Origin of the sequence: Streptomyces sp. NPDC016469, from assembly GCF_040632905.1 — a bacterium.
Lineage (GTDB): Bacteria > Actinomycetota > Actinomycetes > Streptomycetales > Streptomycetaceae > Streptomyces.
In genome coordinates, this window is the sequence record NZ_JBEYCQ010000071.1 from 1 (window position 1) to 7,785 (window position 7,785).

Genomic DNA, 7,785 nt, shown 5'->3' on the forward strand with positions numbered 1-7,785 from the left:
CCGTATTTCGCAGGAGCATTCCGCGGACTTTTCGTGCGGAATCAGTTCCCCAGGGGGCTTTCCGAGGAAAGCCCCCTGGGTGGATATCAGGTGATGGTGACGCCGCTGTCGATGCTGATGACCTGGCCGGTCATACAGTCCTGGTCGAGGAAGAGGGAGGAGCTGCGCGCGACCTCTTCCACGGTCACGAAACGGGGCACCGGCGCCTTCTTCTCCATCGACTCCACCACGTGGTCGGGGAGGGTCTGAGTCATGCCGGTGATCATGAATCCGGGCGAGAGCGCGTTGACCGTGACGCCCCGCCGCCCGCACTCGGCGGCCAGGGTCCGGGTGAAGCCGATCAGGCCGGCCTTGGACGCGGAGTACGCCGTCTGCCCGGCCGTCGCGATCAGACCCGACGGCGAGACCACGTTGATCACCCGGCCCCACCGCTTGCGCAGCATGTGCGGGACGCACACCCGGGCCGTGTGGAAGGAGCCGATGAGGTTGGTCTGGATCACCGCCGCCCAGTCCTCGGGCTTCTGCATCGCCATGACCTGGTCACGGCGGATCGCGCCGTTGTTGACGAGGACGTCGACCGGGCCCAGCCGCTCGGCGATCTGCGCGTGCATCGCCGTGACGGCCTCGTACGAGCCGACGTCCCCGGTCACGATGACGGAGTCGTTGGTGAGCTTCTCCTGCACCGCGAGCGCGGCGTCCTTCGCGCTGTTGTAGTGGACGGCCACCTTGCAGCCGAGCGCGTCCAGTTCGATCGCCAGCGCCTGGCCGAGCCCGCCGGAGGCGCCCGTCACCAGGGCGACGGGGTGCTCGGGCCGGGTGCCGGCGGGCTTCTGCGTACTCATCGTGTCCCTCCGCGCCATTCGAGGAGCATGGAGCCCCAGGTCATGCCTGCGCCGAAGCCGGCCAACAGGACCAGGTCGCCGTTCTGGATGCGGCCCTCGTCCAGCGCCTCGGCCAGGGCGATCGGGATGGAGGCGGACGCCGTGTTCCCGTACTTGTGCAGGTTGGCGACCAGGGCCTCGGGCCGCAGCCCGGTGTGGCCGAGGATCGAGTTGATGATGCGGATGTTGGCCTGGTGCGGGATGACGTGGCGTACGTCGGCCGCCTCGACCTTGGCGTTCTTCAGCGTCTCCCGGACCGTGCGGACGGTGTACCGCACGGCGTTCAGGTAGATCTCGTTCCCGTTGATCTGCGCGTAGTGCAGACCCTGGCGCACCGTTTCCTCGGTGGTCGGCATACGGCTGCCGCCCGCGAGGACCTTGAGGCTGCCGGTGCAGCTGCCGTCCGCGCCCAGGTTCCAGGCCAGGACGTTGCTGTCGGCCGCGGGGACGAGTACGACGGCTCCCGCGCCGTCCCCGACCAGGATCGACAGGTCCCGGTCGGCGGGGTTCGCGGTCAGCGTGTGGGTGTCGGAGCCGATGAGCAGGATCGGCCGGGGGTCGATCGCGATGAGGGCCATCGCGGAGACGAGCCCGTAGACGAATCCCGCGCACTCGGAGTTGACGTCGTGCGCGCTGCCGGCGATGCCCAGTTCGTGGTGGACGAACGCGGACGTCGCCGGCGAGGGCTGCTCGGGCGTGGCGGTGGCGACGATCAGATGGGCGATGTCGCCGCCGCTCAGGCCCGCCTTGGCGAGGGCGCGCCGGCCGGCCTCGACGGCCAGCGAGGCTGTCGTCTGGCCGGGCCCGACGGCGCGCCGTTCACTGATCCCGCACCGGCTGGTGATCCAGTGCTCGTCGACGCCGAAGCGCTCGGCGAGCTCCGCACTGGTGACCACCTTTTCGGGGACGGATATGCCCCATCCGGTGATGTCGAAGCCGTTCATGCGCGCCCGCTCAGGCCTGCGCCGGCACGAGCGCCAGGATGCGGTCGTAGACGTGGCGCAGGGTCGTGGTGTCGTCCAGGTCGGCGAACAGGGACTCGTCGGCCGGGATGTCCGGGTAGGTGTTCTGGAACCCGTACAGCCACTCCATGAGGTCCAGCGAGTCCACGTCCGGGATGTGCTGGAGCGGGTGGTCCGGGTCGACCTTCTGGGCGCCGGACACGGCCTCGAGCTGGCTCGCCAGTTCTTCGATGGTGGGCAGAGACATGAGGTGAGGTCCTTCCTCCGCAGGGCTTGGCCTTTTCGAAACGCATGGAACCCGTACGCACGCAACCGGCGCGCAACAGCCGGCGGCCCCGTCGTGTTGCACGTCTCTTGCGACGCGGGGGTTTTCTTCGTCTCGCGATGACATCGCAGGCACCACGCCATGAGCATGAGCCGGACGGGAGTTGAGGACGAAGATGACCACGGTTGCAAACCAGTCGGTCCCCGAGGTCGACGCGATCAGGCACCACTACGAGGTGAGCAACGACTTCTACCGCCTCCTGCTGGGCCCGACGATGATGTACTCCGGCGGTTACTGGGAGGAGGGCGAGGGTCTCACCGAGGCGCTCGACGAGGCCCAGGAGCGCAAGCTGGACAAGTTCGTCGAGCTGGCCGGAGCGGCGGGCGTCCGCCGTGTCCTGGACGTGGGCTGCGGGTGGGGCACCATGCTCAACCGCGTCACCACGGTGCACGGCGTCGAGCAGGCGGTCGGGCTGACGCTGAGCCGCACGCAGGAGCAGTTCATCGCCGGCCTGGACAACCCGCGCATCACCACGCGGGTGGAGTCCTGGGAGGACCACACCACCGACGACCCGTACGACGCGGCGTTCTGCATCAACGCCCTGGAGCACTTCGTCTCCTCGACGCTGCCGCCGCGCGAGCGCACCAAGAAGTACCGGGTGTTCTTCCAGAAGGTCGGCGCCGCCCTGAAGCCGGGCGCCCGCTTCGTGCTGCACACCATGACGGCCGAGGCGCTGCCCATGAACCGGCAGCTGCTGGACGACCTGAAGTTCCTGCAGCGCTCGGAGTTCGAGAACTGCCACATCCCGCACCTGCACGAGCTGACGCAGGCCGCCGAGGGCCTGTTCGACGTGGTCGAGATCGTCAACGAGCGCGAGTCGTTCGCGGTGGCCTGCCGCGCCTGGCTGAAGCTGCTCGCCGAGCGCCGTGACGAGGCCGTCGCCATGGAGGGCGAGGAGGTCGTGGCCCGCTTCGAGCGCTACCTCGACATCTTCGCGTACACGCTCGAGGACAAGTTCTTCAACAACTTCCGCGTCACCATCGCGCGCCGCTAGGAGGCTGACGTGACGAGCACTCTAGAGCCGCCGCGCAGCGACGAGGACACCCGCCCGGCCGGCGGCGGCGGACCGCAGCGGCATCTGCGCGTCGCCGTCATCGGCAGCGGGTTCTCCGGCCTCGGCATGGCGATCCGGCTGCTGCAGAAGGGCGTGGACGACTTCCTCGTCTTCGAACGCGCCGACGAGGTGGGCGGCACTTGGCGGGACAACTCCTACCCGGGCGCGGCCTGCGACGTGATGTCCCACCTGTACTCGTTCTCATTCGCGCAGAACCCGGAGTGGAAGTCCACCTTCGGCAAGCGCGACGAGCTGTACGCGTACCTGCGGGACACCGCCGACCGGTTCGGGGTGCGTCCGCACATCCGCTTCGGGCACGAACTGCTCGGGGCCCGCTGGGACGAGACGACCCGGCGCTGGCACATCGAGACCTCGCAGGGCGACTACACCGCGCAGGTCCTGGTGAGCGGCACCGGTTATCTCAGCGAGGCGGCGGTCCCCGACATCCCGGGCCTCGCCGACTTCGCGGGCACCGTCTTCCACTCCTCCCGCTGGCGTCACGACCACGACCTGAGCGGGCGCAACGTCGCCGTGATCGGCACCGGCGCCTCCGCCATCCAGTTCGTGCCGAAGATCCAGCCCGAGGTGGGGCGGCTCGACCTCTACCAGCGCACCCCGCCGTGGATCGGCCCGAAGAACGACAAGGTGACGAGCCCGCTCCAGACCAAGCTGCTGCGCGGGGTCCCCGGCTACCAGAACTTCCGGCGCAACTTCAACATGTGGGGCCGGGAGATCCTGGCCTTCGTGATGAAGCGGCCCAAGGTCGCCGGGAAGATGCAGAAGATGGCCAGCGACCACCTGAAGAAGTCGGTCGCCGACGAGACGCTGCGCGCGAAGCTCACCCCCGACTACGTGATGGCGTGCAAGCGCCTGCTGTTCTCCAACACGTGGTACCCGGCGATCCAGCAGCCCAACGTGGACCTGGTGACCGACGGCATCGCGAAGGTCACCGCCCACTCGATCGTCACCGCCGACGGGGCCGAACGGGAGATCGACACGATCATCCTGGGCACCGGTTTCAAGGCCACGGACCGCCCGGTCGCCGGGCGGATCACCGGCCGCGAGGGCAGGTCGCTGCGCGAGGTGTGGCAGGAGGACGGCATGGCCGCGCACCGCGGCACCACCGTCGCCGGCTTCCCGAACCTGTTCCTGCTGCTCGGCCCGAACACCACCCTGGGGCACTCCTCGCAGGTCGTGATGATCGAGGCGCAGATCGGCTACGTGCTGGACGCGCTGAAGGTCATGGACCAGAAGGGCCTGGCCTCGGTGGAGGTTCGAAAGACAGTCCAGGACGACTGGAACGAGCGGCTGCAGGCCCGCCTCGATGGCACCGTGTGGAACGCAGGCAACTGCAAGAGCTGGTACCTCGACGCACACGGGCGCAACCCGTCGATCTGGCCGACGTACACCTGGCGCTTCCGTCGCCAGACCAAGCACTTCACCCCCTCCGAGTACCAGCTCGCCACCCTCGCGGGCGCCGGCCTGCCGGCCCTGAACCACACGTAATGGACGGGAGACAGACCGAATGAGAAGCAGCAGCACCCCCATCACGCGGCGCAGCATCCTCGGGGGCATGGCGGCCGCCACCGTCATCGGCTGGAGCACTGCGCACCAGGCGTGGGCACGTGAGTCGGACTCCTTCGCCGATACGGCGGCGAGCCTGCCGTCGCTCGACGGCACGCTGGAGACCTCGGCGGGTGTCACCTCCACGTTCAACCACGACTTCGGCCACATGGTGACCGGTGCGTGCTGGGCGGTGCTGCGTCCCGGCTCGGTGCGAGACATCGTCAAGATGGTCAACTACGCCCGGGCCAACGGGCTGAAGATCGCGATGAACGGCCGCGGCGGGCAGAACGGCGACGAGGAGTCGCACTCCTGCTACGGGCAGGCGCAGGTTCCGCAGGGCGGCATCGCGATCGACGCGCGCGGTCTGACGAAGATCGTCCGCATCGGCTCGTCGTCCGCCGTGGTCGAGGCCGGCGTCACCTGGGCCCAGCTCACCGACGCCGCCCTCGCCCGCGGCCTGACCCCGCCGGCGCTCACCGACTACCTGCACCTGTCGATAGGCGGCACGCTCAGCGTCGGCGGCATCGGCTCCACCGTGGCGCGGTACGGGCTCCAGATCGACACCGTGAAGTCGATCGACATCGTCACCGGCAACGGCGACCTGATCACGGCCAGCCCCAGCTGCCACGCCGATCTGTTCAACACGGCGCTCGGCGGAGGCGGTCAGGTCGGCATCATCGTGCGCGCCGAGGTCGCCCTGATCCCGGCACCGCCGAAGATGACCGTCTTCACCCTCTACTACAACGACGTGTCCGCGTTCCTCGCTGACTCCGAGAAGCTCATGGCGGAGAAGCGGTTCGAGGGCCAGGTCGGCGAGATCGCCCGCACCCCGGACAACTCCGGCTGGTGGTACAAGCTGGAGGGCCAGGCGTACTGGAAGGGCAGCTCCGCCCCCGACCGCACCGCGCTGCTCACCGGTCTGCACGACGAGCGGGCGTACGCGACGATCGAGGACCTGTCCTTCCGCGAGGCCGTGTTCCGCACCGACGCCGACGAGGCGTGGCTCAAGGAGAACGACTTCTGGGACCAGCCCAAGCCGTGGCTGAGCCTGTTCGTCCCGGCCTCCAAGGCGAAGGCGTTCGCGGACCTGCTGACCGCCGAACTGAACGGCGACGACCTGGGCGCCGGCTTCCTGCTCTACTACCCGTATCCGACGTCGAAGCTGACCCGTCCGTTGTCGGTGCAGCCCTCCGAGCCGACCGCGTACCTGTGCGACGTGCTCCGCTTCCCCGCCCCGGGCGCGGACATCGCACGGATGCTGGACCAGAACCGCCGCCTGTACGACAAGGCGGTCGCGCTGGGTGCCAAGCGGTACCTGGTGGGCGCGATCCCGGACATGACCGGGGCGGACTGGCGGGCCCACTTCGGCGCCCGCTGGAAGGTCCTCGTCGCGGCGAAGCAGCGCTACGACGCGGCGGGCATCCTCACCCCCGGTCAGGGCTTCTTCGGCTGATCCGGGACGCCCCGGGGCCCCAGACCGCCACCCGGAACACCCCGACAGGAGAATCGGCATGACAGTTTACGACTTGATCGACGAGGCGATCGTGGACGCGCCGCCGGAGGCGGTGTGGGAGGCGTTGATCGCCGAGTTCCGCGGCGCCGCCCGCTGGTGGGTGCCGGCCAACACCTTCGCCACCGTGTCCGGTTCGCCGGACGAGGTGGGCGGCGAGGTCGCTGTCACGGTGCACACCAAGGGCGTCGGCAAGGGCGGCCCGAAGCTGCGGTTCACCGCGCGCACCCGGGCCGTCGAGCCCCAGCGGCTGCTGTCGGTCGACTACGTGTCCGGGGTGTTCCGGGGCACCAGCGACTTCGTCGTGGAACCGCTCGACGGGGGCCGCACCAAGGTCGGCATGCACTTCGTGGGCCGTCCGAACGGCTTTCTGAAGCTCCTCGCGAAGGTCGCCGACATCGGCGCGGAGCACTCCACCGCCACCAGGGAGGCGTTCGTCCGGCTCGGGCAGATCCTCGCGGCGGAGCAGGCTCCGGCCGTACGGTCCGGTGAGGCGGCGGAGGCCCGGAAGCTGGAGGGCAGTACCCGATGACGGCGGTGGCCGCCGCACCGGCGACCGAGACGCAGGTGCTCACCGACGACGGCGCCCGCCTGGCGGTGTCCGTCCTGCCGCCGCTCACGCCTCCGACCGGCGTGACCGTGGTGCTGGTCCACGGCTGGGGTGCGTCGCGCCGGGTGTGGAGCACGGTGGCCGACCGGCTGATCCGCCTCGGGCACCGCGTCGTCTCCTACGACCTGCGGGGCCACGGCGCCTCCTCGCAGGGCGCCGAGCCCTTCGGGATCACCCGGCTCGGGGCGGACCTGGCCGCGGTCCTGGCTCATGTGGAGGCGCCGGACGCCGTCGTCGTCGGGCACTCCGGGGGCGGGTTCGCCGCCCTGTCGTACGCCGCGTCGGAGGACCGGAACGCCGGCGCGCTGAGCGGCCTGGTGCTGCTGGCCACCGCGGCGCACGACCAGGACACGCCGGACAGCGAGGTGCGCATGATGGGCAGCGCGCTGTTCCAGCGGGCGGTCTCGCGCCCGGCCCTGGGCCGCAAGCTCCTCGGGCAGAACATGCTCGGCCCGAAGGCGGACCGGCGGCTGAGCGAGGTGAACCGCCAGATGTTCGCGGCGGCCGGGCCCGCGGTGCGCGCGGAGGCGTTCCGTTCCTCGCGGGGCATGGACCTGCGCGAGGCCCTGGTGTCGGTGACCGTGCCGGCGGTGGTCCTCGCGGGCACCGGCGACAAGGTGATCGCGCCGGAGCTCGGCCGGGTCGTCGCCGAGGCGCTGCCCCGGGCGCGCTTCGAGGAGGTGCCGGACGTGGGGCACATGCTGCCCCTGGAGGCGCCCCAGACGGTGGTGGGCGCGGTCAGCGAGCTGACGCGGGACCACGGATAGCGCGACGCACAGGGAAGGGCGGCCCGGCCGTGGTCCTGGACGCGACAGCTCCGCACATCCTCGTCTGCACGCGCGGGCGGGTGCGCCTGAGCGGTCCGCGGGGTGTCGTC

The 7,785-nt window shown here is 70.0% G+C and carries 8 protein-coding genes; 5 read left to right on the plus strand and 3 right to left on the minus strand.

The window, feature by feature from the left end:
- Positions 1-86: 86 nt before the first annotated feature.
- Genes ABZ565_RS35020 through ABZ565_RS35030 form a run of 3 tightly spaced genes read right to left on the minus strand, consistent with a single transcriptional unit; the run spans position 87 to position 2,090 of the window.
- Positions 87-842, minus strand: a complete 756-nt coding sequence (locus ABZ565_RS35020) for an SDR family NAD(P)-dependent oxidoreductase (protein WP_361036294.1) — start codon at positions 840-842, stop codon at positions 87-89.
- Entirely contained in the window at positions 839-1,825 is a 987-nt protein-coding gene (locus tag ABZ565_RS35025) for a beta-ketoacyl-ACP synthase 3 (protein ID WP_361036297.1), read from the minus strand. The genes ABZ565_RS35020 and ABZ565_RS35025 overlap by 4 nt, the downstream gene beginning before the upstream one ends.
- A 10-nt stretch (positions 1,826-1,835) precedes the next feature.
- Positions 1,836-2,090, minus strand: coding sequence for a hypothetical protein (locus ABZ565_RS35030; RefSeq protein WP_018105947.1), 255 nt, complete (start codon positions 2,088-2,090; stop codon positions 1,836-1,838).
- Positions 2,091-2,283: 193 nt separating this feature from the next.
- Between ABZ565_RS35030 and ABZ565_RS35035 the strand changes: the two genes are divergently transcribed.
- The 5 genes from ABZ565_RS35035 to ABZ565_RS35055 are packed head-to-tail and all read left to right on the plus strand — an operon-like array spanning position 2,284 to position 7,675.
- A complete protein-coding gene (locus ABZ565_RS35035; protein WP_361036300.1) occupies positions 2,284-3,162 on the plus strand; it encodes a class I SAM-dependent methyltransferase in 879 nt (292 codons plus the stop codon).
- Positions 3,163-3,171: 9 nt separating this feature from the next.
- Entirely contained in the window at positions 3,172-4,728 is a 1,557-nt protein-coding gene (locus ABZ565_RS35040) for an NAD(P)/FAD-dependent oxidoreductase (protein ID WP_361036303.1), read from the plus strand.
- A 19-nt stretch (positions 4,729-4,747) separates the two neighbouring features.
- Positions 4,748-6,241 (plus strand): FAD-binding protein, encoded by a 1,494-nt coding sequence (locus ABZ565_RS35045; RefSeq protein ID WP_361036306.1) that lies wholly within the window; start codon positions 4,748-4,750, stop codon positions 6,239-6,241.
- A gap of 58 nt (positions 6,242-6,299) precedes the next feature.
- Entirely contained in the window at positions 6,300-6,830 is a 531-nt protein-coding gene (locus tag ABZ565_RS35050) for an SRPBCC family protein (RefSeq protein ID WP_361036309.1), read from the plus strand.
- Positions 6,827-7,675, plus strand: a complete 849-nt coding sequence (locus tag ABZ565_RS35055) for an alpha/beta hydrolase (protein WP_361036312.1) — start codon at positions 6,827-6,829, stop codon at positions 7,673-7,675. Before ABZ565_RS35050 ends, ABZ565_RS35055 begins: the two co-directional genes overlap by 4 nt.
- Positions 7,676-7,785: the final 110 nt, after the last annotated feature.

Coding starts and splice junctions, on each gene's coding strand:
- ABZ565_RS35020 (WP_361036294.1), bottom strand. CDS start 842: ATGAGTACGCAGAAGCCCGCCGGCACCCGGCCCGAGCACCCCGTCGCC.
- ABZ565_RS35025 (WP_361036297.1), bottom strand. CDS start 1,825: ATGAACGGCTTCGACATCACCGGATGGGGCATATCCGTCCCCGAAAAG.
- ABZ565_RS35030 (WP_018105947.1), bottom strand. CDS start 2,090: ATGTCTCTGCCCACCATCGAAGAACTGGCGAGCCAGCTCGAGGCCGTG.
- ABZ565_RS35035 (WP_361036300.1), top strand. CDS start 2,284: ATGACCACGGTTGCAAACCAGTCGGTCCCCGAGGTCGACGCGATCAGG.
- ABZ565_RS35045 (WP_361036306.1), top strand. CDS start 4,748: ATGAGAAGCAGCAGCACCCCCATCACGCGGCGCAGCATCCTCGGGGGC.
- ABZ565_RS35050 (WP_361036309.1), top strand. CDS start 6,300: ATGACAGTTTACGACTTGATCGACGAGGCGATCGTGGACGCGCCGCCG.
- ABZ565_RS35055 (WP_361036312.1), top strand. CDS start 6,827: ATGACGGCGGTGGCCGCCGCACCGGCGACCGAGACGCAGGTGCTCACC.